This window comes from Streptococcus infantis (assembly GCF_047463175.1).
Lineage (GTDB): Bacteria > Bacillota > Bacilli > Lactobacillales > Streptococcaceae > Streptococcus > Streptococcus infantis_AC.
Genome location: NZ_JASHEJ010000001.1, coordinates 21,252 through 47,522 on the forward strand (window position 1 = coordinate 21,252; position 26,271 = coordinate 47,522).

Consider the following 26,271-nt stretch of genomic DNA (forward strand, 5'->3'; position numbering starts at 1 on the left):
ATCTGTTAATTTACGAAGAAAAAGGAATTTAGAGGAATTGAAAAAACCAATTATCGAATTCAGAAACGTTTCTAAAGTTTTTGAAGATAGTGACACTAAGGTTCTCAAGGATATTAACTTTGAGTTGGAAGAAGGAAAATTTTATACACTGCTAGGAGCTTCTGGTTCAGGAAAATCAACCATCCTAAATATCATTGCAGGTTTGCTAGACGCAACGACGGGTGATATTTTGCTGGATGGCGTAAGAATCAATGATATCCCTACCAATAAGCGCGATGTTCACACGGTCTTCCAATCTTACGCCTTGTTCCCGCACATGAATGTCTTTGAAAATGTTGCCTTTCCATTGCGATTGCGAAAGGTCGATAAAAAAGAAATCGAACAACGTGTCTTAGAAGTTCTCAAGATGGTACAGCTTGAAGGCTACGAAAAACGTTCTATCCGTAGGTTATCTGGAGGCCAACGCCAGCGTGTAGCTATTGCGCGTGCGATCATCAACCAACCTCGATTGGTCCTATTAGACGAACCTTTATCAGCCTTGGACTTAAAGTTGCGAACAGACATGCAGTACGAACTGCGTGAACTGCAACAACGATTGGGCATTACCTTTGTCTTTGTTACCCACGATCAGGAAGAAGCCTTGGCCATGAGCGACTGGATTTTCGTTATGAATGACGGTGAAATCGTTCAGTCTGGTACACCAGTTGATATCTACGATGAGCCTATCAACCACTTTGTTGCTACCTTTATCGGTGAATCAAACATCTTGCCAGGAACCATGATCGAGGACTACTTGGTCGAGTTCAATGGCAAACGATTTGAAGCGGTCGATGGTGGTATGAAGCCAAATGAACCAGTCGAAGTCGTGATTCGTCCAGAGGACTTGCGCATCACTCTTCCTGAAGAAGGGAAACTTCAAGTTAAGGTTGATACGCAGCTCTTCCGTGGAGTTCACTATGAGATTATCGCCTATGACGAGCTTGGCAATGAATGGATGATTCACTCGACTCGTAAGGCCATCGTTGGTGAGGAAATCGGTCTGGACTTTGAACCAGAAGACATCCACATCATGCGTCTCAATGAAACAGAAGAAGAGTTCGATGCTCGTATCGAAGAATACGTAGAAATCGAAGAGCAAGAAGCAGGTTTGATTAACGCTATCGAGGAGGAGAGAGATGAAGAAAACAACCTCTAAACTCTTTGTAGTGCCCTACATGCTTTGGATTGCACTCTTTGTATTGGCACCCCTGGTCTTGATTTTTGGACAATCATTTTTCAACATCGAAGGCCAGTTTAGTTTAGAAAACTATAAATCCTATTTTGCGTCACAAAACTTAACCTATCTCAAAATGAGCTTCAACTCTGTTCTTTATGCAGGGATTGTGACTCTAGTGACACTCTTGATTAGCTATCCAACAGCCCTCTTTTTGACTCGTCTCAAACACCGTCAACTCTGGCTCATGCTGATCATCTTACCAACTTGGATCAACCTACTGCTCAAGGCTTATGCCTTTATCGGAATTTTTGGTCAAAATTGCTCTATTAATCAATTCCTAGAATTTATCGGAATCGGTTCTCAGCAGTTGCTATTTACAGATTTCTCATTTATCTTTGTCGCAAGCTACATCGAGCTTCCATTTATGATTTTACCTATCTTCAACGTTTTGGATGATATGGATAATAATCTCATTAATGCTAGCTATGACCTCGGTGCAACTAAGTGGGAAACCTTCCGCCATGTCATCTTCCCTCTGTCAATGAATGGGGTAAGAAGTGGGGTTCAATCTGTCTTTATCCCAAGTTTGAGTCTCTTCATGTTAACACGTTTGATTGGGGGGAACCGAGTCATTACCTTGGGGACTGCCATCGAGCAGAACTTCCTAACTAACGACAATTACGGTATGGGTTCAACTATCGGTGTTGTTCTTATCCTGACCATGTTTGTCACTATGTGGGTGACTAAGGAAAGGAGAGAACGATGAAAAAATTATCGAATCTTTACCTAGCCTTCGTTTTTATCGTCCTCTATCTGCCAATCTTCTACTTGATTGGTTATGCCTTCAATGCTGGGGATGATATGAACAGCTTTACAGGCTTTAGTTTATCTCACTTTGAAACCATGTTTGGAGATGGAAGGCTCATGCTGATCTTGGTTCAAACCTTTTTACTAGCCTTTCTATCAGCCTTGATTGCGACAGTGATTGGTACCTTTGGTGCCATTTACATTTATCAATCACGTAAAAAGTACCAAGAAGCCTTTCTATCTCTCAATAACATTTTGATGGTTGCGCCCGACGTTATGATTGGTGCCAGCTTCTTGATTCTCTTTACCCAACTCAAGTTTTCACTTGGTTTTCTGACGGTACTTTCCAGTCACGTAGCCTTCTCGATTCCAATCGTAGTGCTCATGGTCTTGCCTCGATTGAAAGAGATGAATGGAGATATGATTCATGCGGCCTATGACCTTGGAGCTAGTCAGTTCCAAATGTTCAAGGAAATTATGCTTCCTTACCTGACGCCGTCTATCATCGCAGGCTACTTTATGGCTTTCACTTATTCACTAGATGACTTTGCCGTGACCTTCTTTGTAACGGGGAATGGTTTTTCAACCTTGTCAGTCGAGATTTACTCTCGGGCTCGTAAGGGAATTTCGCTAGAAATCAATGCTCTTTCAGCCTTGGTCTTTCTCTTTAGTATTATCCTAGTAGTTGGATATTACTTCATTTCACGTGAGAAGGAGGAGAAAGCATGAAACGACTCTATTCATTTTTAGCAGGAATTTTAGCCATTATCCTTGTCTTGTGGGGAATTTCCTATCATCTTGATAGTAAAATCAATAGTCGGGATAGCCAAAAATTGGTTATCTACAACTGGGGAGACTATATCGACCCTGAACTTCTGGAGAAATTTACAGAAGAAACAGGAATCCAAGTTCAGTACGAAACCTTTGACTCTAACGAAGCCATGTACACCAAAATCAAGCAGGGCGGGACAACCTATGATATTGCCATCCCAAGTGAGTACATGATTAATAAGATGAAGGACGAAGACCTCTTGGTTCCATTAGATTATAGTAAGATTGAGGGAATTGAGAATATTGGTCCAGAATTTCTCAACCAGTCCTTTGACCCAAACAATCAGTACTCTATCCCATACTTCTGGGGAACTTTGGGAATTGTCTACAATGAAACCATGGTGGAAGAAGCGCCTGAACATTGGGATGACCTCTGGAACCCAGAATACAAGGATTCGATTATGCTCTTTGATGGGGCGCGTGAAGTGCTTGGTTTAGGTCTTAACTCACTAGGCTATAGTCTTAACTCAAAAGATCCTCAACAACTATCACAAACGGTCGATAAACTCTATGAGGTAACTCCTAATATCAAGGCAATTGTAGCCGATGAGATGAAGGGTTACATGATTCAGAATAATGCTGCTATCGGTGTGACTTTCTCAGGAGAAGCCAGTCAGATGTTGGAAAAGAATCCTAACCTCAAATATGTCGTGCCGACAGAAGCAAGCAATCTCTGGTTTGACAACATGGTTATTCCTAAAACTGTCAAGAACCAAGATGCAGCTTATGCCTTCATCAACTTCATGTTGAAGCCTGAAAATGCTCTCAAGAATGCAGAGTATGTTGGCTATTCAACACCAAACAATGCTGCTAAGGAAATGCTCCCAGAGGAGACAAAAGAGGATAAATCCTTCTATCCAGATGCAGATACAATGAAACACCTCGAAGTTTATGAAAAATTTGACCATAAATGGACAGGAATCTATAGCGACCTCTTCCTACAATTTAAGATGTATCGGAAGTAGGAGTAAATAAACTAAAAACGAATCAATCAAGCTGGTTCGTTTTTTGAATAGTTGTATAGCTATTTATTTTTACTATCCTATTTGCTTATTTTATTTCCTAGTAGTATACTAATCTTATCATAATAGAAAGCGGTAACAAATCATGAAAATGTCTACTTTTTTCAAAAAAAGTTACTGGCCAACCTTTTTGATTGTTGACCAAACAATTATACTATTCCATTTAAAGGATGGCTTGGATCGGCAATATCTAACAACTGATTCCATACATTTGGTGATAGGGTTCTTTATATTTGCAAATATTTTCGTAGCTATCTTTAGCAATTCGAAAATGTGGGATAAAAGTTGGGATAAAAAGAGTGATAGCAGTAAGAAAAAATATATCCTGAAAAAGTCATCAGGGATATAGGGAGTTGGTTATTTAAATGAGGATTATTCCCAGTTGACGCAAGCTTAAAAAAACGTTATAATAAGAGAGTTGAGAATTGATTTTCTCTCCATCTTAGACCAGAGAAATGGCGGTGCTGCGAGCCATCTAAGATAGAAAATCATGCTACTCGATTGTAACAATTGCATAAGAATCAAGAATGACAAGTTCATTGAATGAAGGTGGTACCGCGGTTTTTCGCCCTTCGTGATATGGATTTGTCTTTTATTTTTGGAGGTGCTAATGAGAACATTTCTTGTCAAACAAAAATTTCGCCTAGGTGGTGAACGCTTTGAGATTAAGGATGAAATGGGCAATGTCGCCTATCAGGTTGAAGGTTCATTTTTTAAGATTCCAAAGACTTTTACCATCTACGATGCAGTTGGTGAACAAGTCAGTGGAATTAGTAAAGAAATTCTTACCTTCATGCCACGCTTTGAGATTCAACTTAGCAACGGTGATAGTTTTTATATTCGAAAGAAGCTCACTTTCTTCAAAGATAAGTATGAGTTCGACAATCTCGGTCTTCGTATCGAAGGCAATATCTGGGATTTGAATTTTAAACTTTTGGATGACCGTGACCAAGTGATTGCTTAGATTACCAAGGAACTTTTCCATTTAACCTCTACCTATACTGTAACAGTCTATGACGAATCTTATGCTGACCTAGTCATTTCCCTCTGTGTCGCTATAGACTATGTGGAAATGCTAGAAAGTCAATCAAATTAGTAAAAAGGAGACATTATGAAACAATTATCTAGTGCACAAGTCCGCCAAATGTGGCTTGATTTCTGGGCAAGTAAAGGCCACTCTGTAGAACCATCTGTTAGCTTGGTTCCAGTAAACGACCCAACGCTTTTGTGGATTAACTCAGGGGTAGCAACCCTCAAGAAATACTTTGACGGAACTATTATTCCTGAGAACCCACGTATTACCAATGCGCAAAAGGCTATCCGTACCAACGATATTGAAAACGTAGGGAAGACGGCGCGTCACCATACTATGTTTGAAATGTTGGGGAACTTCTCAATCGGAGATTACTTCCGTGATGAAGCCATCACTTGGGCTTATGAACTTTTGACAAGTCCTGAGTGGTTTGACTTCCCTAAAGACAAACTCTACATGACTTACTATCCAGATGACACAGATTCATACAACCGCTGGATCGAAGTGGGCGTGGATCCAAGTCACTTGATTCCAATCGAAGACAACTTCTGGGAAATCGGTGCTGGACCTTCCGGACCAGATACAGAAATCTTCTTCGACCGTGGAGAAGAATTTGATCCAGAAAACATCGGTGTTCGCCTTCTTGCAGAGGATATCGAAAACGATCGTTACATCGAAATCTGGAACATAGTCTTGTCACAATTTAACGCTGACCCAGCAGTCCCTCGTAGCGAGTACAAGGAATTACCACACAAGAACATTGATACGGGCGCTGGTTTGGAGCGTTTGGTAGCCGTTATCCAAGGTGCTAAGACTAACTTTGAAACAGACCTCTTCATGCCAATCATCCGTGAGGTTGAGAAATTGTCTGGTAAGGTCTATGACCAAGATGGCGAAAACATGAGCTTCAAGGTCATCGCTGACCATATCCGTTCGCTTTCATTTGCTATCGGTGATGGTGCTCTTCCAGGAAATGAAGGTCGTGGTTATGTCCTTCGTCGTCTCCTTCGTCGTGCTTCTATGCATGGTCAAAAATTGGGTATCAATGAGCCTTTCCTTTACAAACTCGTTCCAACTGTAGGTAAAATCATGGAAAGCTACTACCCAGAAGTGCTTGAAAAACGTGACTTTATCGAAAAAATCGTTAAAAGCGAGGAAGAGTCATTTGCTCGTACCCTTCACTCAGGTCAGCATTTTGCAGAAACAATCGTAGCAGACTTGAAAGAAAAAGGCCAAACAGTTATCGCTGGACAAGATGTCTTCAAACTCTATGATACATACGGATTCCCAGTAGAGTTGACAGAAGAAATCGCTGAAGAAGCAGGAATGACTGTAGACCGTGAAGGCTTTGAAGCAGCCATGAAAGAGCAACAAGAACGTGCGCGTGCATCAGCTGTTAAAGGCGGATCCATGGGGATGCAAAATGAAACCCTTCAAAACATTACTGTTGAGAGTGTCTTCAACTACAATGCCAGCCAATTACCTTCAAAATTAGTGGCTATCGTAGCGGACAATGCGGAAGTAGAAGCTGTTTCAGAAGGAACTGCATCACTGATCTTTGCAGAAACTCCATTTTACGCTGAAATGGGGGGACAAGTAGCTGACCATGGTCAAATCTTGGATGCTGCAGGAAATGTCGTAGCGACTGTGACAGACGTTCAAAAAGCACCAAACGGACAAGCATTGCATACCGTTGAAGTTCTTGCTCCTCTTGCTTTAAACCAAGAATACACTTTGGCTATCGATAGCAATCGTCGTCATCGTGTCATGAAGAACCACACAGCCACTCACTTGCTCCATGCAGCTCTTCATAATATCCTTGGCCACCATGCTACTCAAGCAGGATCTCTGAATGAAGTAGAATTCCTTCGCTTTGACTTCACTCACTTCCAAGCTGTCACTCCTGAAGAATTACGCGCTATTGAGCAACAAGTCAATGAGAAGATCTGGGAAGCCATCGCAGTGGAAACTGTTGAGACAGACATTGACACAGCCAAAGAAATGGGAGCTATGGCCCTCTTTGGTGAGAAATACGGTAAAGAAGTCCGTGTTGTGACCATTGGTGACTACTCAGTTGAACTTTGTGGTGGTACTCACGTAGGTAACACTTCTGAAATCGGTCTCTTCAAGATTGTTAAAGAAGAAGGAATTGGCTCAGGAACTCGTCGTATCTTGGCAGTGACTGGTAAGGAAGCCTTCGAAGCGTATCGTGAACAGGAAGATGCACTTAAGGCAGTCGCAGCAACTCTTAAAGCTCCTCAACTCAAAGAAGTACCTCACAAGGTTGAAGGACTTCAAGAACAACTCCGTCAATTGCAAAAAGAAAATGCTGAATTGAAGGAAAAAGCAGCAGCAGCGGCAGCAGGCGATGTCTTTAAGAATGTTCAAGAAGCAAAAGGACACCGTTACATTGCTAGTCAAGTTTCAGTATCAGATGCAGGTGCTCTTCGTACCTTTGCAGATAACTGGAAGCAAAAAGACTACTCTGATGTGCTTGTTCTGGTCGCAGCCATCGGTGACAAGGTGAATGTCCTTGTAGCTAGCAAGACAAAAGACATCCACGCAGGTAACTTGGTTAAAGAATTAGCTCCAATCGTTGATGGACGTGGTGGTGGTAAACCAGACATGGCCATGGCAGGAGGAAGTAACCAAGCGAAAATCCAAGAATTGTTGGATGCAGTAGCAGGTAAATTGTAATCATTTAATACCTATCCATTTGGATAGGTATTTTTCTGTGAATAAGAAAAACTCCTCACAGGAGATGTGAGGAGTTATATAGTTACTAGGAATTAAACCAAACCTTGGGCAATCATAGCATTTGCTACATTTTCAAAGGCTGCGATATTTGCCCCTGCAAGATAATCAGTACCAAGACCATATGTTTCAGCAGTTGTTTTAGCTGTGTTGAAGATGTTGGTCATGATGTCTTTGAGACGTCCATCAACTTCTTCACGAGTCCATGAAAGTCGAAGACTGTTTTGGCTCATTTCAAGAGCTGATACAGCAACACCACCAGCATTGGCAGCTTTAGCAGGTCCGTAAAGGATTCCATTTTCCTTGTAGACTTTAATCGCATCAAGGTCACTAGGCATGTTGGCACCTTCAGATACGCAGATAATGCCTTGAGCAACCAAGCGTTTCGCTGCTTCACCATTGATCTCATTTTGAGTTGCACATGGAAGGGCGATATCATAGTTGCCAGCATAAGTCCATACAGAACCTTCGTGGTAAGTAGCAGTTGGTTTTTCTGCTGCGTATTCAGTCAAACGAGCACGACGTTTTTCTTTAACATCTGTAAGAAGGTCAAAATCGATACCATTTTCGTCGATGACATAGCCATTTGAGTCAGATACAGAGATAACAGTTGCACCAAGTTCAGTCGCTTTTTGAAGTGCGTATTGGGCTACATTACCAGAACCTGAAATCACGACTTTCTTACCAGCAAAGCTGTTGCTGTTTGCTTTAAGCATTTCTTCAGTATAGTAAACCAAACCGTAACCTGTTGCTTCTGGACGAATCAAGCTACCACCGAAACCAAGAGGTTTACCAGTCAAGACACCAGCATCAAATTGGTTGAGGCGTTTGTATTGACCGTAGAGGTAACCAATCTCACGTCCACCAACACCGATATCACCAGCAGGTACGTCAAGAGATGGTCCGATGTATTTTTGCAATTCAGTCATGAAGCTTTGGCAGAAGCGCATCACTTCAGCATCAGTCTTGCCTTTGGGATCGAAGTCTGATCCACCTTTACCTCCACCGATAGGAAGTCCAGTCAAGACATTTTTAAAAATTTGTTCAAATCCTAGGAATTTCAAAATCCCTTGGTTTACAGTTGGGTGGAAACGAAGTCCGCCTTTATATGGTCCAACAGCTGAGTTAAATTGAACACGATAACCACGGTTCACTTGAACTTTACCGTCACGGTCAACCCAAGGAACACGGAAAGAAATCACGCGCTCAGGCTCAGTGATACGTGCCAAGATATTTTCTTCGATATACTCAGGGTGTTTTTCAAAGACAGGCTCCAATGTGCTGAAGAATTCTTCAACCGCCTGGAGAAATTCAGCCTCATGCCCGTTACGAGCTTTTACAGTTTCAAACACGCTTTGGATATATTCTTTAGCAGATGTCATATCGTTCTCCTTTATGTTGTCATATTTTATTACATGAGACATTATAGCAGAAAAATTTTTCAGTGTAAAGGAAAAAACACAAATTTTCTAAAAATTCTTTCAATTTGAATCAGCTCCTTTTTTTAGATGAATCTGCACAGCTTTTTATAGACCCACTTTTATGAAAGGGGTCCTGTTAAAGTATGGTATAATAGTAGAGATATAAAGGAATTCGGAGGAATAGAATCATGGTATCAACTAAAACACAGATCGCTGGTTTTGAGTTTGACAATTGCTTGATGAATGCAGCAGGTGTTGCTTGTATGACAATTGAGGAGTTGGAAGGTGTCAAAAATTCAGCAGCAGGAACCTTTGTCACTAAGACTGCAACCTTGGAATTTCGTCAGGGAAATCCTGAACCACGCTATCAAGATGTTCCACTTGGTTCTATTAACTCTATGGGGTTGCCAAATAATGGTTTAGACTATTACTTGAACTACCTTTTGGAATTGCAAGAAAAGGAACCAAATCGTACCTTCTTTCTATCTTTAGTTGGAATGTCTCCAGAGGAAACTCATACCATCTTGAAAAAGGTGCAAGAAAGTGATTTCCGTGGTTTAACTGAACTCAATCTCTCATGCCCAAATGTTCCAGGAAAACCTCAGATTGCCTATGATTTTGAAACAACAGACCGTATCTTGTCAGAAGTCTTTGCCTACTTTACAAAACCTCTTGGAATTAAGCTTCCACCTTATTTTGACATTGTTCACTTTGACCAAGCGGCAGCTATTTTTAACAAGTACCCACTCAAATTCGTCAACTGTGTCAACTCTATTGGAAATGGTCTTTATATCGAAGATGAGTCTGTCGTGATTCGTCCTAAGAATGGCTTTGGTGGAATTGGTGGAGAATACATTAAACCAACTGCCCTTGCCAATGTCCATGCCTTTTATCAACGCTTAAATCCAGAAATTCAAATCATTGGAACTGGTGGAGTATTAACAGGGCGTGATGCTTTTGAACATATCTTATGTGGTGCTAGCATGGTGCAGGTAGGAACTACTCTTCATAAAGAAGGAGTAGGTGCTTTTGAGCGTATTACCAAGGAACTCAAAGAAATTATGGTGGAAAAAGGTTATCAAAGCCTAGATGATTTCCGTGGTAAATTGAATTATATGGATTAAATAGAAGCTAAACTAACAAGAAAGGAGAATAAATGCTAGCCATAGAAGAAAGTCGAAAGCTATCCTTAGCGAACCTTCCTAGTTTGACCCTGTTTACAGGGGCTGATCAAGGACAGTACGACATCATGAAAACTCAGGTTCTAAAGCAAATCGGATACGATCCTGCAGATTTGAACTTTGCTTATTTTGACATGAAAGAAGTAGACTACAAAAGCTTGGAACTAGAGTTGGTCAGTCTTCCTTTCTTTGCGGATGAAAAAATTGTTATTTTAGATCATTTTCTCGATATTACAACTGCTAAAAAACGTTATCTAACTTATGATGAGCTCAAGGCCTTTGAAGACTATCTGGAAAATCCTGTACCCTCAAGTAAATTAGTAATCTTTGCTGAAGGCAAGTTAGATAGCAAGCGACGTTTGGTCAAATTACTTAAGCGTGATGCGACAGTATTTGAGGCTCTTGAACCTAAAGAGCAAGAGTTGCGAGCCTATTTTCAAAAGTGGACTCAGGAACAAGGACTTACTTTTGATGGAAATTCCTTTGAACAGTTGCTTATCAAGTCTGGTTTTCAGTTCAGTGAAATTCAGAAAAATCTACTCTTCTTACAGGCCTACAAGGATAATGGTGACATTACAGAAGAAGACATTGTTGAAGCCATACCAAAGACTTTGCAGGATAATATCTTTGATTTAACCCAATTGATTTTAGGGAAGAAAATCGATCAGGCACGTGATTTAGTCAAGGACTTGACCTTACAGGGAGAAGATGAGATTAAACTGATTGCCATTATGCTGGGGCAGTTTAGACTCTATACCCAAGTAAAAATATTGCAAGAGTCTGGTCAGACAGAATCACAGATGGTCAGCAGTTTAGGGAACTACCTTGGTCGTAATCCCAATCCTTACCAAATCAAGTTTGCCCTTCGAGATTCTCGAAGACTATCCCTGGATTTTCTACAGAATTCTATTCGTTATATTATCCAAGCTGATTATCAAATTAAGACAGGTGTTTACGAGAAAGGTTATCTGTTTGAGAGGGCCTTATTACAGATTGCAAGTCAGTCAAATTGAGCAAATAACTTGAAAAAATAGGATGATTGCGTTATCATCTTTATATAGAAAGAAAAAGAGGTATTACAGATGGCCATTATCTTACCAGAACTTCCATACGCATACGACGCATTGGAACCATACATCGATGCTGAAACAATGCATTTGCACCATGACAAACACCACCAAGCTTATGTAAATAACGCAAACGCAGCTCTTGAAAAACACCCTGAAATTGGTGAAGACCTTGAAGCATTGCTTGCTGACGTAGAATCTATCCCAGCTGATATCCGTCAAGCGCTTATTAACAACGGTGGTGGACACTTGAACCATGCTCTTTTCTGGGAATTGATGACTCCTGAAAAAACAGCTCCTTCAGCAGAACTTGCAGCAGCAATTGATGCAACATTTGGTTCATTTGAAGAATTCCAAGCAACTTTCACTGCAGCAGCTACAACACGCTTTGGTTCTGGATGGGCATGGTTGGTTGTTAACAAAGAAGGTAAGCTTGAAGTGACTTCAACTGCAAACCAAGACACACCAATCTCAGAAGGTAAAAAACCAATCTTGGGCTTGGACGTTTGGGAACATGCCTACTACGTGAAATACCGCAACGTTCGTCCTGACTACATCAAAGCTTTCTTCTCAGTTATTAACTGGAATAAAGTAGACGAGCTTTACGCAGCAGCTAAATAATCGCATTTGATAACACCCCTTTTTAGTTGGATCTTGGGTCTAGCTTTAAAGGTGTTTTTTGTTTGCTTTTCTTAGAAGTAACTGTCTTATGATTTTCCTTTGTTGGATAGGCTTGATTTATGGTATAATGATAAGATAGAAATCGAAGGAGAAATCATGAATATTCAACAATTACGCTACGTTGTAGCTATTGCTAATAGTGGTACTTTTCGTGAAGCGGCTGAGAAAATGTACGTTAGCCAACCCAGTCTATCTATTTCTGTAAGAGACTTGGAAAAAGAGCTTGGCTTCAAGATTTTTCGTAGAACCAGTTCAGGAACTTTTCTTACACGTCGTGGGATGGAATTTTATGAAAAGGCACAAGATCTGGTTAAAGGATTTGATGTTTTCCAAAATCAGTATGCCAATCCTGAAGAGGAGAAAGATGAGTTTTCAATAGCCAGCCAGCACTATGATTTCTTGCCACCAACCATTACAGCTTTTTCGCAACAATATCCTGATTATAAGAATTTTCGTATTTTTGAATCTACAACTGTTCAGATTTTGGATGAAGTAGCCCAAGGACATAGTGAGATTGGAATTATCTACCTCAACAATCAAAACCAAAAAGGAATCATGCAACGGGTTGAAAAGTTAGGACTTGAAGTGATTGAGTTGATTCCTTTCCAGACGCATATCTATCTGCGTGAAGGACATCCGTTAGCCAAGAAAAAAGAGTTGGTTATGGAAGATTTAGTTGATTTGCCAACAGTTCGTTTCACACAAGAAAAGGATGAATATCTCTATTACTCAGAAAACTTTGTGGATACAAGTGCCAGCTCTCAGATGTTTAACGTAACAGACCGTGCTACCTTAAATGGAATTCTTGAAAGAACAAATGCTTATGCGACTGGTTCTGGATTCTTGGATAGCGATAGTGTCAACGGAATTACGGTTATTCCACTAAATGATAATCTCAATAATCGCATGGTTTATGTGAAACGTGAGGAAGTAGACTTGAGCCAAGCGGGGACTTTATTCGTAGAGGTTATGCAAGAGTATTTTGATCAGAAGAGGAAAGCATGAAAAAAAGAGGAATAGTAGCAGGATTCATAGCAGCCTTAATCGTGTTAGACCAATTGGTAAAAGCTTATGTCGTTCAGAATATTGCTCTAGGTGAAGTTAAAACATGGATCCCAAATCTGGTTAGTTTAACTTATCTGCAAAATAGAGGGGCTGCTTTCTCCATGCTACAAGATCAACAGTGGTTTTTTGCAGTTATAACGCTAGTCGTTATGGCGGGAGCTATTTGGTATTTGCATAAGCATATCGAGGACTCCCTCTGGACGGTATTTGGTTTAATTTTGATTATCGCAGGTGGTCTGGGAAACTTCATTGATCGCATTAGCCAAGGATTTGTCGTTGATATGTTTCACTTAGACTTTATCAATTTTGCGATTTTCAATGTGGCTGATAGTTATCTGACAGTAGGAGTCGTTGTGTTATTGCTTGCAATGCTAAAAGAGGAAATGAATGGAAATTAAAGTTGAAAGAGGCGGAGTACGTTTAGATAAGGCTTTGTCAGATTTGACAGAATTGTCTCGTAGTCTCGCCAATGAACAAATCAAGTCAGGTCAAGTCTTGGTCAACGGCCAGGTCAAGAAAGCCAAGTATACGGTCCAAGAGGGGGATGTCATTACCTATCAAGTTCCCGAACCAGAGGTTTTGGAGTATGTAGCAGAGGATATTCCTTTAGAAATTATTTACCAAGATGAGGATGTAGCAGTAGTTAATAAACCTCAAGGAATGGTCGTTCATCCAAGTGCTGGTCATACCAGTGGTACCTTGGTAAACGCCCTCATGTACCATATCAAGGACTTATCAGGAATCAATGGTGTGTTGCGTCCAGGAATTGTCCATCGTATTGATAAGGATACATCTGGGCTTCTCATGATTGCTAAAAATGATGAAGCTCACATGGCGCTCGCTCAAGAATTGAAGGACAAGAAGTCTCTTCGAAAATATTGGGCTATTGTTCATGGTAATCTTCCAAACGACCGAGGTGTCATTGAGGCGCCAATTGGTCGTAGCGAAAAAGACCGTAAGAAACAAGCTGTTACTGCCAAAGGAAAACCAGCAGTGACACGTTTCCAAGTCTTAGAACGCTTTGGTGACTATTCTTTATTAGAGTTGCAACTGGAAACAGGACGAACTCATCAAATCCGTGTGCACATGGCTTATATCGGTCATCCTGTCGCTGGTGATGAGGTTTATGGACCTCGTAAAACCCTAAAGGGACATGGACAATTTCTCCATGCTAAGACGCTTGGTTTTACCCATCCAAGGACTGGTGAAACTATGGAATTTACTTCTGAAATTCCAGTTATCTTCAAAGAAACTTTAGAGAAACTTCGAAATAACTAAACAAAAAAAGGACTCAAGCGAGTCCCTTTTTATTTGCGTTTTTTCTTAGCTTTTTTCATTTTGTTGGCCATGCGTTTCATGGATTGCTTCATGGCAAATTCACCGATTTTGCCCTTAAGACCTCCACCGAACATCTGGCTCATATCAGGCATTCCTGCTCCGCCAAGAGCAGACATATCAGGCATGCCACCTTGTCCCATCATACCTTCAAGGGCTGACATATCCATACCTCCAGGCATATTTTTAGGAAGATTGTTAGGGTTGATGCCCATCTGTTTCATCATCTTGTTCATGTCACCAGACATGACACCTTGCATGAGTTGTTTAGCTTGGTTGAAATCCTTGATGAACTTGTTGACTTCGATAAAGGTATTACCAGAACCAGCAGCGATACGACGACGGCGACTTGGAGTAAGCAAGTCTGGGTTTTCACGTTCTTCAGGAGTCATAGAAGAGACGATGGCACGTTTGCGAGCAATTTGTTTTTCATCCACCTTCATATTTTGAAGGGCAGGATTGTTGGCCATACCTGGAATCATCTTGAGCAAATCTTCCATTGGTCCCATATTTTGCACCTGATCCAACTGATCGATGAAATCGTTGAAATCAAAGGTGTTTTCCCGCATCTTTTCAGCCATTTCAAGGGCTTTTTGCTCATCGTATTCTTGAGAAGCTTTCTCGATAAGAGTTAGCATATCCCCCATACCGAGAATACGGCTGGCCATACGGTCAGGGTGGAAAGTTTCAATGTCGGTAATTTTTTCACCAGTACCAGTGAATTTGATTGGTTTTCCTGTGATATGACGAACAGAAAGGGCCGCACCACCACGAGTATCCCCGTCAATCTTGGTAAGGATGACACCGGTAACTTCTAATTGAGCGTTAAATTCTCGCGCAACGTTAGCAGCTTCTTGACCAATCATGGCATCGATGACGAGAAGGATTTCATTTGGTTGAGCAAGAGCTTTAACGTCACGAAGCTCATTCATAAGAAGCTCGTCAATTTGCAGACGACCAGCAGTATCGATCAAGACATAGTCGTTATGGTTGGCTTTAGCTTGCTCCAAACCTTGGCGAACAATCTCCACTGCAGGAACTTCAGTTCCAAGAGCAAAGACAGGAACATCAATTTGTTGTCCTAGTGTTTTAAGCTGGTCAATAGCTGCAGGACGATAGATGTCGGCCGCAATCATCAGAGGACGAGCATCCTCTTCCTTTTTGAGTTTGTTAGCAAGTTTTCCAGCGAAGGTTGTTTTACCAGCCCCTTGCAAACCGACCATCATGATAATGGTCGGGATTTTTGGGGACTTGATAATCTCAGCAGTATCTGAACCAAGAACTTCCGTCAACTCTTCATTGACAATCTTGATGATTTGTTGAGCTGGATTGAGGGTATCAATGACTTCATGCCCAATGGCACGTTCACGAACCTTCTTGATAAATTCCTTAACCACTGGCAAAGCAACGTCGGCTTCTAAAAGAGCCAGACGAATTTCCTTGGTTGCTTCTTGGATATCACTCTCTGAGATTTTTCCTTTTTTACGTAGATTTTTAAAGACGTTCTGCAAACGTTCTGTTAAATTTTCAAATGCCATATTTATTCCTCTTATTCTCTATTGTCAATACTTGTTAAAATCACAATTTGCTCTTGGAGAAAAGCATCTTCTGGATAGCGCTCAATGATCTGATCAAAAATTTGACTGCGGACAATGTAGTCAGAGTACATATGAAGCTTCATCTCATAGTCTTCCAGTATCTTTTCTGTTCGTTTGATATTATCATAAACAGCCTGACGACTAACACCAAATTCTTCAGCGATTTCAGCTAAACTATAGTCGTCTGCATAGTAGAGCTCGATATAGTTCATCTGCTTATCAGTCAAAAGGGCTGCATAAAATTCAAACAGAGCATTCATTCGATTGGTTTTTTCAATTTCCATAAGATTTATTATACCAAAAAATAGCCTGAACTGCTAGTAATGGATTGATTTTAAACACAAGTCAGAAAAAGGACTTTTAACGGTTATTTTCTGACTATGATTCTATTTTTTGGTATAATGGAGTGTATTATAATGTTTTAGAAAGAGGTTCTTATGAAAGAATTAGAAACCGTGTTAGAGCAACGTTTTGGGCTTGTTTTTTCAGATAAACAATTACTTGAAACTGCTTTTACTCACACTAGTTACGCCAATGAGCACCGCCTCTTAAAAATTTCACACAATGAACGCTTGGAATTTTTAGGAGACGCTGTTCTGCAATTATTGATTTCAGAATATCTGTACAAAAAATATCCTAAAAAACCAGAAGGTGACCTGTCTAAACTCCGTGCCATGATTGTACGTGAAGAGAGTTTGGCTGGTTTTGCCCGTGATTGCCAGTTTGACCAATTTATCAAGCTAGGAAAGGGAGAGGAAAAATCTGGAGGCCGTAATCGAGATACCATCTTGGGAGATGCTTTCGAAGCCTTTTTGGGTGCCCTGCTTTTAGATAAGGATCTACTTACGGTAAAAGAGTTTATCTACCATGTCATGATTCCAAAGGTTGAGGCTGGTGATTTTGAGATGATTAAAGACTACAAGACCCACCTCCAAGAATTACTTCAAGTCAATGGTGATGTTGATATTCGTTATCAGGTGATTTCAGAGATCGGACCTGCCCACGATAAGATGTTTGAGGTTGAAGTCCTTGTCGAGGGTCAAAGTTTAGGTAGGGGTCAAGGACGATCTAAAAAATTGGCCGAACAAGAAGCCGCTAAAAATGCAGTTGAGGAAGGACTGGATTCATGTATTTAAAGGAAATTGAGATTCAGGGGTTCAAGTCCTTTGCTGACAAAACCAAGGTTGTTTTTGACCAAGGAGTAACAGCAGTTGTAGGACCCAATGGTTCTGGAAAATCTAATATAACAGAGAGTTTACGCTGGGCTCTTGGGGAATCCAGTGTCAAAAGTCTTCGTGGTGGGAAGATGCCAGATGTTATCTTTGCAGGAACAGAAAGTAGAAAACCATTAAACTATGCTTCTGTAGTTGTTACTCTAGACAATCAGGACGGTTTCATCAAGGATGAAGGACAGGAAATCAAGGTGGAGCGCCATATCTATCGTACTGGGGATAGTGAATACAAGATTGATGGGAAAAAAGTCCGTCTTCGTGATATTCATGATCTTTTCTTAGATACCGGACTTGGACGTGATTCCTTCTCTATTATTTCTCAAGGGAAGGTCGAAGAAATCTTTAACTCTAAGCCTGAGGAACGCCGCGCTATTTTTGAAGAAGCAGCTGGAGTTTTAAAATATAAAACTCGTCGTAAAGAGACGGAAAGTAAACTGCAACAAACTCAAGACAATTTAGACCGCTTGGAAGACATCATCTATGAGTTAGACAATCAAATCAAGCCCTTAGAAAAACAAGCAACAACAGCTCGTAAATTCATGGACTTGGACGGTCAGCGTAAAGCCATCTACTTAGATGTTTTAGTTGCACAAATTCAAGCCAATAAGGCTGAATTGGATCTAACAGAAGAAGAATTAAGCCAAGTCCAAGAACTGTTGACTAGTTATTATCAAAAACGCGAGTCACTAGAACTTGAAAATCAATCTCTCAAGAAGCAGAGACAAGATTTACAAGCAGAGATGGCTAAAGATCAAACTAGTTTGATGGATTTGACTGCTCTAATCAGTGATTTAGAACGGAAATTGGCCTTGTCTAAACTGGAGACAGAGCAGGTTGCTCTCAATCAACAAGAGGCTCAAGCTCGTTTAGCTAGTTTGGATGAAAAGAGAAATGCTCTTATTCAAGAGAAGGAAGAAAAAGAAGCAAATCTCAGTCAGTTAGAAGAAAATCTAGCAGTCAATACCAAGGAGCTCAATCGTTTAGAAGCTGAGTTAGAAGCATTTTCTGATGATCCTGATCAAATGATTGAGCAACTGCGTGAGCGCTTTGTTGCTTTCTTGCAGGAAGAAGCGGATGTCTCTAACCAGTTGACACGGATTGAGAATGACCTTGAAAATAGTCGCCAACAGACTCAAAAGCAAGAAGAACAATTAGTATCCTTGAAGGAACAATTAGCTTCTGCTAAGTCTAAGGCTAGTGAGCAAGAAACTGCTCTTAAATCAGCAAAAGAAAAAGTACAGACCTTGCTTGCTGACTATCAGACGAATGCTAAACAGGAAGAAGAACAAAAGCAGGCTTATCAAAGTCAACAAAATCAACTTTTTGACCGTTTGGATAGTCTGAAAAACAAGCAGGCCAAGGCGCAAAGTCTGGAAAACATTCTTAAAAACCATAGTAATTTCTATGCGGGTGTTAAGAGTGTTCTACAAGAAAAAAATCGCCTGAGCGGTATTGTCGGAGCGGTCAGTGAACATTTAACTTTTGATGTTCGTTATCAAACAGCTCTTGAAATTGCCCTCGGGGCAAGTAGCCAACATATCATCGTTGAAGATGAACAGGCTGCGACTAAGGCTATCGACTTCCTTAAACGAAACCGAGCTGGTCGTGCGACCTTCCTACCTTTGACAACCATCAAGGCTCGTAGCATTTCAGGTCAGAACCAAGATGTGATTGCCTCAAGTCCAGGTTTTCTTGGAATGGCAGATGAATTGGTTACTTTTGATGCCAAGCATGAAGCTATATTTAAAAACTTGCTAGCTACAACAGCAATCTTTGATACGGTAGAGCATGCGCGTGATGCAGCTCGCAAGGTACGTTATCAGGTTCGAATGGTAACGCTAGATGGTACAGAATTACGAACAGGTGGTTCTTATGCTGGTGGTGCCAATCGTCAAAATAACAGTATTTTCATCAAGCCTGAATTGGAGCAATTGCAAAAAGAAATTGCTCAAGAAGAAAAGCTTCTTCGTCAAGAGGAAGAAAATCTGAAGTCAGTTCAAGTAGCCTTGAATGAACTTAGTCAAACTTTGGAAACTATTAAGTCTCAAGGAGAGCAAGCTCGAATCGAGGAGCAGGGCTTATATCTGGCTTATCAACAAACTTGCCAACAAGTCGAAGAACTCGAAACGCTTTTAGAACTTCAGGAAAAAGAATTAAACAATCTAAGAGGTGGAGATTGGCAAGCTGAAAAAGAAAAATGCCAAGAACGTCTCTCAATCATCGCAACTGAAAAGCAAAAGCTGGAGTCTGAGATTGAAGAAATCAAGTCCAATAAAAATGCGATTCAAGAACGTTACCAAAACTTACAGGAAAAACTTTCTCGAGAGCGGCTTCGCAAGACAGAAATGTTAGGGCAAAAGCGTTATGAAGTTGCAGATATTGAACGGATTAACAAAGAGCTTGAATACCTTGATATAGAGCAAGATGAAATCGAACGCCTTCTCCAAGAAAAGGTAGACAATCTTGAAAAGGTTGATACGGAACTTTTGACCAAGCAGGAAACAGAAGCTAAGAGTCAGAAAGAAGAAATTCAACAAGGGCTTATTCGTAAGCAGTTTGAGCTGGATGATATTGAAGGTCAATTGGATGATATTGCTAGTCATTTAGAACAAGCTCGTCAGCAAAATGAAGAATGGATTCGTAAGCAAACACGTGCAGAAGCAACCAAAGAGAAGATTACGGACCGCCTTCGCTATCTTCAAGGTCAACTGACTGAAGAGTACCAGATTAGTTATACGGAAGCCCTAGAACAAGCCAATTCGTTAGAAGATTTGGCTGTCGCTGAACAAGAGGTCAAGGATTTGGAAAAATCGATTCGTTCACTTGGTCCAGTCAATCTGGATGCCATTGAACAGTTTGACGAAGTTCACGAACGCTTGGAATTCTTAAATAGTCAGCGTGATGACATTCTTTCGGCTAAAAATCTTCTTCTTGAAACCATTACAGAGATGAACGATGAAGTGAAGGAACGATTTAAATCAACCTTTGAAGCTATTCGTGAATCCTTCAAAGTAACCTTCAAGCAGATGTTTGGTGGTGGTCAAGCGGACCTAATCCTGACCGAGGGAGATTTATTGACAGCAGGTGTTGAAATCTCTGTTCAACCGCCAGGAAAGAAAATCCAATCTCTCAACCTCATGAGTGGTGGAGAGAAGGCCTTGTCAGCTCTTGCTTTGCTCTTCTCAATCATTCGTGTCAAGACCATTCCATTTGTTATTTTGGATGAAGTAGAGGCTGCACTCGATGAAGCTAACGTTAAACGCTTTGGGGATTATCTTAACCGATTTGACAAGGATAGCCAGTTTATCGTTGTTACCCACCGTAAGGGAACCATGGCAGCCGCAGACTCTATTTATGGTGTAACTATGCAAGAATCTGGTGTTTCTAAGATTGTCTCTGTCAAACTAAAAGATTTAGAAAATATGGATGCTTAGTTTGTTTTCAATATAACATTTCAAGCTAAAGTATTTAGAATGACCTTCAAGAAGTCAGAAAGGTTACAAAAATAAGTTGAGGAGCTTACATGGATTTTGACCTATTCCTAATGATTTGTAATTATATTGGGACTATAGCCTTTGCGGCGTCAGGAGCCATCAAAGGATTTGGTAAACGTTTAGATATTTTTGGAATTAGTTTATTGGCAATTGTAACAGCAGTAGGCGGGGGTATTTTAAGAGATTCTATTATCAGTCGTTTTCCCTCCGCTCTCGCAGATCCTGGACCGATTTATGTCTCTATTCTTGTAGCTGTTATTATGTATGCCTTTGTGACATCAAAACAAGCCAATGCTAGTCAAGAAAAAAAATTCTATAAGTGGCTGAGAGAAGCCTATCTCATCTTTGATTCGATTGGCTTAATCATCTTTTCCTTGATTGGAGCTACCGCCTTAGCTGATAGTAAATTGAACTTGATGTCTGCAGGGATTTTGGCCTGTTTAACAGGTGCTGGCGGTGGTATTATCCGAGACCTCTTGATTAATGAAGTCCCAAGTGTTCTAAAAGAGGACATCTATGCCCTTTTATCTTTTGTAATTGGCGTTATTTATTACTGGTTGGCCTTTGTCCTCCACTTTCCAAGAATAACTGCTTTTATCATTCTCTCAATTGTAGGTTTTGTGATTCGACTCTGTATTATTAAGTTTAAGCTCTCTTTGCCAAATATGGATAAAAAGACTTGGAATTAATTGATAGAGTAAAGTTCAATCACTAGATTGATAAATATTTTATAAATTACAAATTTAATCAAGCGTCTAATCTTATATGGATTAGGCGCTATTTCCTTTTTCTATGGTATAATAGAAGATAGATTTATAACTGGAGAATATGAGTATTTATGATTAAACTAGTCGCAACTGATATGGACGGGACTTTTTTGGATGAAGCTGGCCAATTTGATATGGAGCGCTTAAAAAAGCTCCTCCATTCTTATAAAGAAAAAGGAATTTACTTTGCTGTAGCTTCTGGTCGTGGTCTTTTGTCGCTTGAAAAGCATTTTGCGGATGTCAAAGATGAGATTATTTTTATCGCCGAAAATGGGAGTCTCGTTCGTTTTCATGGACAAGACCTCTATGAAGCGACCATGCCTAGAGATTTTTACCTATCAACTTTTGAAAAGTTAAAGACTTCACCTTATTTCGATGAGAAGAAGATGCTCTTGACAGGTAAAAAAGCATGCTATGTTCTAGATACGGTTGATGAAACCTATCTCATGTTTAGTCATCATTACAATGAGAATATTCAAAAAGTAGCTAGTCTTGAAGATATCACCGATGAGATTTTCAAATTCACAACTAACTTTACAGAAAAGATAGTAGAAGCTGGCGAAGCTTGGGTTAATGAACATGTTCCTGGTGTTAAGGCTATGACGACAGGATTTGAATCTATCGACATTGTCCTTGATTATGTGGACAAGGGAGTTGCGATTGTCGAATTGGCTAAGAAGTTAAATCTGGATATGGACCAAGTGATGGCCTTCGGTGACAATCTCAATGACCTTCACATGATGCAAGTTGTAGGTCACCCAGTCGCACCTGAAAATGCCCGTCCAGAGATTTTGGAACTAGCTGAAACAGTTATCGGTCACCACAAAGACCAATCAGTTATTGCTTATATGGAGGGGTTATAATGGCAGATATTAAATTAATTGCCCTAGACTTGGATGGAACCTTGCTGACGACAGACAAGAAATTGACTGATCGTACCAAGGCAACTTTAAAGGCTGCGCGTGAACAAGGGGTCAAGGTAGTCCTAACAACTGGACGTCCCCTCAAGGCTATGGATTTCTTCCTTAAAGAGCTTGGAACAGATGGTCACGATGACGAATTTACTATCACATTCAACGGTGGATTGGTTCAGAAAAATACAGGTGAGATTCTCGATAAGACAGTATTCTCTATTGATGATGTGACACGCATTTATGAGGAAACTGAAAAACTAAATATTCCCTTAGATGCCATTTCAGAAGGAACCGTTTACCAAATTCAATCAGATCAAGAGAGTCTGTATGCTAAATTTAATCCTGCTCTGACTTTTGTTCCAATTGACTTTGAAGATTTGTCTAGTCAGATGACCTACAACAAATGTGTGACAGCCTTTGCCCAAGAACCACTGGATGCAGCAATTGCTAACATTTCATCAGACTTGTTTAACAGTTATGAAATTTTTAAATCTCGCGACATGCTTTTGGAATGGTCACCAAAGAACGTTCATAAGGCTACTGGATTAGCTAAATTGATTGACCACCTAGGAATTGACCGAAGTCAGGTGATGGCATGTGGAGATGAGGCCAATGACCTTTCTATGATTGAATGGGCAGGACTAGGTGTTGCTATGCAAAATGCTGTGCCTGAGGTCAAGGAAGTTGCAAATGTAGTCACCCCTATGACCAATGACGAGGAAGCTGTTGCCTGGGCCATCGAAAAATATGTACTGAAGGAGAACTAAAGTATGGGATTATTTGACCGTTTATTTGGTAGAAAAGAAGAACCAAAAATCGAAGAAGTTGTTAAAGAAGCTTTGGAAAACTTGGATCTGACAGAATCTGGCGACGAAGTTGAAGCACTTGGAACTGAAGAAGTTGAAGCGAAAAATACTGAAGAAATCGACCAAAGTTCAGAATTTGAGAAAACTTATTCTAAAGAAGCTAGTGAGTCGGAAGAACCAGTAGCAGAAACTACTACAGAAACAGTTGAACCAATAGCAACTCCTCAGGAAGAAATTCAGCTTGAAGAAGAAACTGAGTGTCACTGTTGTCAGGAAGAGTCAGAGTCAACAGAAGTTGAAGAAACTGAAGCCAGCTCTCAAGAAGTAGTGGAATTTGTTGCAGAAGAATTTGAGTCAACAGTCGAAGAAGTGCCTTCAAGTGATAGTGACGAGGAAGAATCTGATCAAGTTCAACCAGACGAAACGGAATTAGACACTTCTGAAGAAGAGGAAGAGGATCTAGTAATCGAAGAAACTCCTCAAGTCCAAGAGACTGAACAAGAAAAATATGACCGTAGTCTTAAGAAAACTCGTACAGGATTCGGTGCCCGTTTGAATGCTTTCTTTGCAAATTTCCGCTCAGTCGATGAAGATTTCTTTGAGGAACTAGAAGAGCTACTTATCATGAGTGACGTTGGTGTGCAGGTAGCTTCAAATCTTACGGAAGAATTGCGTTATGAAGCCAAGCTTGAGAATGCTAAGAAACCTAATGCCCTTCGTCGTGTTATCATCGAAAAATTAGTGGAGCTATACGAAAAGGACGGCATATATAATGAAAATATTAACTTCCAAGATGGATTAACGGTTATGCTTTTTGTTGGAGTTAATGGGGTCGGGAAAACAACTTCAATTGGTAAATTAGCTAATCGCTACAAACAAGCTGGTAAAAAGGTTATGCTTGTTGCTGCTGATACCTTCCGTGCGGGTGCGGTTGCTCAGTTAGCAGAATGGGGTCGTCGTGTAGATGTTCCTGTTGTAACTGGTCCTGAGAAAGCCGATCCAGCCAGCGTTGTCTTTGATGGTATGGAGCGAGCAGTAGCAGAAGGTATTGATATTTTGATGATTGACACAGCCGGTCGTTTGCAAAACAAAGAAAACTTGATGGCTGAGTTGGAAAAAATTGGTCGCATCATCAAACGTGTCGTACCAGAAGCCCCTCATGAAACCTTCCTAGCTTTGGATGCTTCAACAGGGCAAAACGCTCTCGTACAAGCTAAAGAGTTTTCAAAAATTACTCCTGTTACAGGGATTGTATTGACTAAGATTGATGGAACTGCCCGAGGTGGTGTTGTTCTTGCTATCCGTGAAGAACTCAATATCCCTGTTAAATTGATTGGTTTTGGTGAAAAAATCGATGATATCGGTGAGTTCAACTCTGAGAACTTTATGAAGGGCCTTTTAGAAGGTTTGATATAAAAGATAATCCTGCAAGAATTCTTGCAGGATTGTTTTTGATTATTCTAGTCGACCATCCTTACGATAGGCGATATCTGGTTGCCATGTCCATTTGGCTCCGTATTTTTCAAGTAAATCAAAGCTGGCTTGTGGTCCCATGCTACCAGCCTTATAGTCATGAAGTGGAGCACCGTTTTCAGCCCAAAGCTTCTCGATACGGTCAATCAATTTCCATGATGCACTCACTTCATCCCAGTGGCTAAAGTTTGTTGAGTTATTGTTCAAAACATCATAGATCAGTTTTTCATATGGATCTGGTGAAGCACCTGTAGCTGTAGCATCAGTTCTGTAGTCAAGCGAATTATGTGCGAGGCTAAACTCTTCCCCAACCTTTTTACCGTTAAGACTGAGAGAGAATCCTTCAGTTGGTTGAATGTAGATGGTAAGCACATTCGGCGCTAGTGGTTCTCCGAAAATAGAATCCATTTGTTTGAAGACAATGTTTACGTGTGTTCCTTTTTCAGTTAGGCGTTTACCTGTACGGAAGAAGAAAGGAACACCACGGAAGCGATCAGTATCTACAAAGAATGCACCTGATGCAAAGGTTTCTGTCATTGATTCTGGGTTGACATTTGGTTCGCTGCGGTAAGAGATGTATTTCATGCCATCAACTTTACCAGAACGATATTGACCACGGATGAAGTGCTCTTTAAGTTCCTCATCTGTAGGGTGGTAAAGGTTATTGAAGACCTTGATTTTCTCTGCGCGAATGTCATCCTTTGTAAAGCTTGCAGGTTTGTCCATAGCAAGGAGTGATAGAAGCTGTAGGGTATGGTTTTGAACCATGTCACGAAGGGCACCAGACTCATCATAGTAGCCACCACGCTCCTCAACACCGAGACGCTCTGCAAAGGTAATCTGAACGTTATCGATGTGCTCACGATTCCAAACATTTTCAAAAATCATATTGGCAAAGCGAATAGCAAAAATGCTTTGAATCATTTCCTTACCAAGATAGTGGTCGATACGATAGATTTGCTCTTCGTTAAAAGTAGCTAGAAGCTCTTCGTTTAGTTTGCTTGCAGTTTCATAATCTGTACCAAAAGGTTTCTCAACAATCAAACGTTCAAAGCCTTTACCGTCAACGATTTGCTCAGACTTGAGGTGTTTGGCGATGGTACCGAAGAATTGTGGTGCCATTGAGAGGAAGAAAAGCTTGTTGTGTTCAGTTTGATACTTTTCATTTAACTCAGCCTGAAGCTTGCGCAATTCGATATAGTGCTCAGTGTCATTAACATCGTGACTTTGATAGTAGAAGTGACTAGCAAAAGCTTGAGCCTCTTCTGCGCTATCTGCCAAGTCTAAAATAGATTCGACAACAACAGATTCGAAATATTCCTTACTCCATGGTCTACGAGCAGTTCCAATAACAGCAAAATGATCAGAAAGATTACCTGATTTATAAAGTCTAAAGAGTGAAGGGTAAAGCTTGCGTTTAGCCAAATCTCCACTAGCACCAAAAATTGTAACAATAACTTTAGATGACATCCAGCTACCTAATTTCTATTTACTTTCCTAGATATCCTAGGCATGAGGAATCCCCATTTTCATACCCTTTATTTTATCATAATTTTCTAAAAAATCCAAAATTC

At 40.5% G+C, this 26,271-nt stretch carries 22 protein-coding genes and 1 pseudogene; 19 read left to right on the top strand and 4 right to left on the bottom strand.

Annotated features, from left to right (window positions below):
• Nucleotides 1–37 precede the first annotated feature (37 nt).
• From QM859_RS00140 to alaS, 7 genes and pseudogenes are all read left to right on the top strand, one after another.
• Nucleotides 38–1,195: an ABC transporter ATP-binding protein gene (locus QM859_RS00140; RefSeq protein ID WP_414261662.1), complete on the top strand. Its 1,158-nt coding sequence runs from the start codon at nucleotides 38–40 to the stop codon at nucleotides 1,193–1,195.
• On the top strand, nucleotides 1,176–1,982 hold the full coding sequence (locus QM859_RS00145) for an ABC transporter permease (RefSeq protein ID WP_414261663.1): 807 nt from the start codon (nucleotides 1,176–1,178) through the stop codon (nucleotides 1,980–1,982). The genes QM859_RS00140 and QM859_RS00145 overlap by 20 nt, the downstream gene beginning before the upstream one ends.
• Entirely contained in the window at nucleotides 1,979–2,752 is a 774-nt protein-coding gene (locus QM859_RS00150; protein ID WP_006150756.1) for an ABC transporter permease, read from the top strand. Before QM859_RS00145 ends, QM859_RS00150 begins: the two co-directional genes overlap by 4 nt.
• Nucleotides 2,749–3,819: an ABC transporter substrate-binding protein gene (locus QM859_RS00155; RefSeq protein ID WP_414261664.1), complete on the top strand. Its 1,071-nt coding sequence runs from the start codon at nucleotides 2,749–2,751 to the stop codon at nucleotides 3,817–3,819. Before QM859_RS00150 ends, QM859_RS00155 begins: the two co-directional genes overlap by 4 nt.
• A gap of 142 nt (nucleotides 3,820–3,961) precedes the next feature.
• Nucleotides 3,962–4,225: a hypothetical protein gene (locus QM859_RS00160; RefSeq protein WP_025170558.1), complete on the top strand. Its 264-nt coding sequence runs from the start codon at nucleotides 3,962–3,964 to the stop codon at nucleotides 4,223–4,225.
• 261 nt (nucleotides 4,226–4,486) lie between these two features.
• Nucleotides 4,487–4,972: pseudogene (locus tag QM859_RS00165) on the top strand (LURP-one-related/scramblase family protein).
• Between the two features lie 15 nt (nucleotides 4,973–4,987).
• Complete coding sequence (gene alaS / locus QM859_RS00170) at nucleotides 4,988–7,606, top strand: alanine--tRNA ligase (RefSeq protein WP_414261665.1); 2,619 nt, start codon at nucleotides 4,988–4,990, stop codon at nucleotides 7,604–7,606.
• A gap of 92 nt (nucleotides 7,607–7,698) precedes the next feature.
• Here the strand turns inward: alaS and gdhA are convergent, their stop codons facing one another.
• Entirely contained in the window at nucleotides 7,699–9,045 is a 1,347-nt protein-coding gene (gene gdhA, locus QM859_RS00175) for an NADP-specific glutamate dehydrogenase (protein WP_414261666.1), read from the bottom strand.
• Between the two features lie 227 nt (nucleotides 9,046–9,272).
• On the opposite strand from gdhA, the gene QM859_RS00180 reads away from it, so the two are divergent.
• The 6 genes from QM859_RS00180 to QM859_RS00205 all read left to right on the top strand — a co-directional run bounded on the left by QM859_RS00180 (nucleotide 9,273) and on the right by QM859_RS00205 (nucleotide 14,356).
• On the top strand, nucleotides 9,273–10,208 hold the full coding sequence (locus QM859_RS00180; RefSeq protein ID WP_414261667.1) for a dihydroorotate oxidase: 936 nt from the start codon (nucleotides 9,273–9,275) through the stop codon (nucleotides 10,206–10,208).
• A 32-nt stretch (nucleotides 10,209–10,240) separates the two neighbouring features.
• Nucleotides 10,241–11,278, top strand: coding sequence for a DNA polymerase III subunit delta (holA, locus tag QM859_RS00185; RefSeq protein ID WP_414261668.1), 1,038 nt, complete (start codon nucleotides 10,241–10,243; stop codon nucleotides 11,276–11,278).
• Nucleotides 11,279–11,347: 69 nt separating this feature from the next.
• Nucleotides 11,348–11,953 (top strand): superoxide dismutase SodA, encoded by a 606-nt coding sequence (sodA, locus tag QM859_RS00190; protein ID WP_414261669.1) that lies wholly within the window; start codon nucleotides 11,348–11,350, stop codon nucleotides 11,951–11,953.
• Between the two features lie 156 nt (nucleotides 11,954–12,109).
• Nucleotides 12,110–13,018 carry a LysR family transcriptional regulator gene (locus tag QM859_RS00195; RefSeq protein ID WP_414261670.1) on the top strand — a complete coding sequence of 303 codons (909 nt, stop codon included), beginning with the start codon at nucleotides 12,110–12,112 and terminating at the stop codon, nucleotides 13,016–13,018.
• Nucleotides 13,015–13,476 (top strand): signal peptidase II, encoded by a 462-nt coding sequence (lspA, locus tag QM859_RS00200; RefSeq protein WP_414261671.1) that lies wholly within the window; start codon nucleotides 13,015–13,017, stop codon nucleotides 13,474–13,476. Before QM859_RS00195 ends, lspA begins: the two co-directional genes overlap by 4 nt.
• A complete protein-coding gene (locus tag QM859_RS00205) occupies nucleotides 13,466–14,356 on the top strand; it encodes an RluA family pseudouridine synthase (protein WP_414261672.1) in 891 nt (296 codons plus the stop codon). The genes lspA and QM859_RS00205 overlap by 11 nt, the downstream gene beginning before the upstream one ends.
• 29 nt (nucleotides 14,357–14,385) lie before the next feature.
• On the opposite strand, the gene ffh is transcribed toward QM859_RS00205, so the two are convergent.
• Both ffh and QM859_RS00215 read right to left on the bottom strand, forming a co-directional pair.
• Nucleotides 14,386–15,951, bottom strand: coding sequence for a signal recognition particle protein (gene ffh / locus QM859_RS00210; protein WP_414261673.1), 1,566 nt, complete (start codon nucleotides 15,949–15,951; stop codon nucleotides 14,386–14,388).
• 11 nt (nucleotides 15,952–15,962) lie between these two features.
• Entirely contained in the window at nucleotides 15,963–16,295 is a 333-nt protein-coding gene (locus QM859_RS00215; RefSeq protein ID WP_414261674.1) for a putative DNA-binding protein, read from the bottom strand.
• A 153-nt stretch (nucleotides 16,296–16,448) separates the two neighbouring features.
• Here QM859_RS00215 and rnc point away from each other — a divergent pair, with 153 nt between their 5' ends.
• The 6 genes from rnc to ftsY all read left to right on the top strand — a co-directional run bounded on the left by rnc (nucleotide 16,449) and on the right by ftsY (nucleotide 24,640).
• The gene (gene rnc, locus QM859_RS00220) at nucleotides 16,449–17,147 is read left to right on the top strand and encodes a ribonuclease III (protein ID WP_414261675.1); all 699 of its coding nucleotides are present in this window, start codon (nucleotides 16,449–16,451) and stop codon (nucleotides 17,145–17,147) included.
• A complete protein-coding gene (gene smc / locus QM859_RS00225; RefSeq protein WP_414261676.1) occupies nucleotides 17,138–20,677 on the top strand; it encodes a chromosome segregation protein SMC in 3,540 nt (1,179 codons plus the stop codon). The genes rnc and smc overlap by 10 nt, the downstream gene beginning before the upstream one ends.
• An 89-nt stretch (nucleotides 20,678–20,766) precedes the next feature.
• Entirely contained in the window at nucleotides 20,767–21,426 is a 660-nt protein-coding gene (locus QM859_RS00230) for a trimeric intracellular cation channel family protein (protein WP_006148259.1), read from the top strand.
• 149 nt (nucleotides 21,427–21,575) lie between these two features.
• Nucleotides 21,576–22,367 (top strand): Cof-type HAD-IIB family hydrolase, encoded by a 792-nt coding sequence (locus QM859_RS00235; RefSeq protein WP_414261677.1) that lies wholly within the window; start codon nucleotides 21,576–21,578, stop codon nucleotides 22,365–22,367.
• Complete coding sequence (locus QM859_RS00240) at nucleotides 22,367–23,185, top strand: Cof-type HAD-IIB family hydrolase (RefSeq protein WP_414261678.1); 819 nt, start codon at nucleotides 22,367–22,369, stop codon at nucleotides 23,183–23,185. Before QM859_RS00235 ends, QM859_RS00240 begins: the two co-directional genes overlap by 1 nt.
• A 3-nt stretch (nucleotides 23,186–23,188) precedes the next feature.
• Entirely contained in the window at nucleotides 23,189–24,640 is a 1,452-nt protein-coding gene (gene ftsY, locus QM859_RS00245; RefSeq protein ID WP_414261679.1) for a signal recognition particle-docking protein FtsY, read from the top strand.
• Nucleotides 24,641–24,679: 39 nt separating this feature from the next.
• Here the strand turns inward: ftsY and zwf are convergent, their stop codons facing one another.
• The gene (gene zwf, locus QM859_RS00250) at nucleotides 24,680–26,167 is read right to left on the bottom strand and encodes a glucose-6-phosphate dehydrogenase (protein WP_414261680.1); all 1,488 of its coding nucleotides are present in this window, start codon (nucleotides 26,165–26,167) and stop codon (nucleotides 24,680–24,682) included.
• Nucleotides 26,168–26,271: the final 104 nt, after the last annotated feature.